Below are 2,142 nucleotides of genomic sequence, written 5' to 3'. Positions count from 1 at the left end.
TGTCAGCGTTGGTCGAAAAGTGAGCCATTTCGCGGGCTGAAAAGTGAGCCACTTTGACGCTGGTTATTCTGCCGTATTTTCCGGTCTTGTCGAGGGCAGCGAGTCGACCTGAGTGTGTTTGAGGCGGTAGCTGGAGCCCTTGAGGGTGATGACTTCGGCGTGGTGCACGATGCGGTCGATCATGGCCGACGCGACGACCTGATCGCCGAAGACGTCGCCCCAGCGGGCGAAGGGCAGGTTTGAGGTGAGGATCAGCGAGGCGTGTTCGTAGCGCGATGAGACCAGTTGGAAGAACAGGTTTGCGGCGTCCTGCTCGAACGGGATATAGCCGACTTCGTCCACGATGATCAGTCCGTAGCGGCGCAGCCTGACCAGTTCCTGGGGCAGGCGGCCGTTCTGGTGGGCTGCCTGGAGCCGGGCGACCCAGTCGATGGCGGTGGCGAACAGGACGCGGTGTCCGAGCTGGGTGGCCCGCAGGCCCAGGCCGGTCGCGAGGTGGGTTTTGCCGGTGCCGGGTGGTCCGAGCAGGACGATGTTGGACGCTTCGGTGAGGAACGCGCCGGTGGCAAGGTGCGCGATGGTGTCGCGTTTGAGCCCTGGCTGGTGATCGAAGTTGAAGTCCTCGAGTGATTTCCGGGCCGGGAAACCAGCTGCCCGGGCCCTTAGTTCGGCGCCGGAGGCTTCCCTGGCTGCGACTTCCCGGGACAGGACAGCGGCGAGGTATTCCTCGTGGGTCCAGCCTCCTTCACGGGCCTGGTCCGCGAGCCGGGTTGCTGCTTCACGGATCCGGGGTGCTTTCATCGCCCGGGAGTAGTACTCGATCTGGCCAGTCGTTTCTTTGGCTTCGGGCATCAGGCGACCTGCCCGTCGTCGAGGACCACACCGAAGGCGCGGTCGTAGTCCGCCAAGTCCCGCAGCCCGGTTGTTTCGCCCACGAGTGGAGGGGTTTGGAAGGCCTTCCGCAATGCCCTTGCCGCCTCGACGTGGGCGGGGTCGGTGATGGTCAGGCCGGAGCCCCAGGACCGAGGGTGGGTGCCGACGGTTCTGCCGTCCAGGCTGATCGTGACGGTTGTCAGGTCAGCGGTGATGTCGACGAAGCGGCCGATGGCCTGCGGGTGGACGGAGTAGTCGTTGGACCCCATCCTGACGTAGTAGTCCCTCGGCAGCCGAACCCTTGCAGTGAAGCCGGTGACCGGTGGAACCGGTGGCAGCGCCAGCATCGCCGCTTTGTCTGCTGTGAGCAGGTCCGACGGGCGCGCGCCGGTCCGCCTGACCATCCGGGCGTTAGCCTTCGGCAGCCACTGGTCGAGCTGATTGTTGAAGTCTTCCGGAGAGGCGAAGATCCGGCCCGGCAGGAACGAGGTCTCCAGGAACTGGTTGGCCCGCTCGACCACGCCCTTGCTCTCCGGGTCGTAGGGTTTGACCTGCACGATCCGGGTGGCCAGGACCCCGGCGAATGCCGCGACTCCGGCGGCGTAGCTGTTCCGCCGGCCGATGCCGGTTTCGTTGTCCCAGATCAGCCGCCGCGGAACCGCGCCAAGGGATCCGAGCAGCTCCCACATTCCGGCAAGCAGGTCCCCGGTCATCCGGGACGGGATCATCCGGGCCAGGATGAACCGTGAATGCGAGCAGACCATCACCAGCACCGGCAACACCTTGGCTTTGCCTGCGCCGACGGGTACTCGCACCTCCGGGAACCACAGATCGCACTGCGCCTGATCCCCGGGATCGTAAGAGATCCGGTCCGCAGGATCAGCCGGGGCATACTCTGGCCGGATCCTGGCTACGTTCTCGCGGAACCAGGCCGGAGACCCAGACCAGCCCACCCGTTCAGCCAACACTGTCGCCGGCATCCGCGGGTTCTCCGCCAGCAGTGCACGAATTGCCGGTTCCACAGCTTTGATCCCGGAGTCCTGCGGTGCCCGAACGTACGTAGGTGGACCCTCAGCGCTGACGGCCTTCGCCACCGTGTTCCTGGAGATCCCCAACCGCGCCGCTATCGACCTCATCGACTCACCCTCGGCAAGATGCAACCGCCGAATAAGCGCCCAATCCTCCACTGTGATCACCCACCCAATCGTTTGGAACGGGTGGCTCAGTTTTCAACCGTCACAATGGCTCACTTTTCGACCGTCACCGACA

2 protein-coding genes are annotated in these 2,142 nt (G+C 64.8%); both read right to left on the bottom strand.

What is annotated here, in order from left to right; genetic code table 11:
• Positions 1–63 precede the first annotated feature (63 nt).
• Complete coding sequence (gene istB, locus AC5RVY_RS19045) at positions 64–852, bottom strand: IS21-like element helper ATPase IstB (protein WP_373992441.1); 789 nt, start codon at positions 850–852, stop codon at positions 64–66.
• Positions 852–2,069 carry an IS21 family transposase gene (istA, locus tag AC5RVY_RS19040; RefSeq protein WP_493956253.1) on the bottom strand — a complete coding sequence of 406 codons (1,218 nt, stop codon included), beginning with the start codon at positions 2,067–2,069 and terminating at the stop codon, positions 852–854. Before istA ends, istB begins: the two co-directional genes overlap by 1 nt.
• Between the last annotated feature and the right edge of the window lie 73 nt (positions 2,070–2,142).

This window comes from Arthrobacter sp. Ha26 (assembly GCF_059091705.1).
Note: the sequence above shows the minus strand (reverse complement) of the source record. Positions and strands in the feature narration are given on the sequence as shown.

Excerpts from the sequence above, each read along its gene's own strand:
- istB (WP_373992441.1), bottom strand. The coding sequence starts at position 852 with ATGCCCGAAGCCAAAGAAACGACTGGCCAGATCGAGTACTACTCCCGG.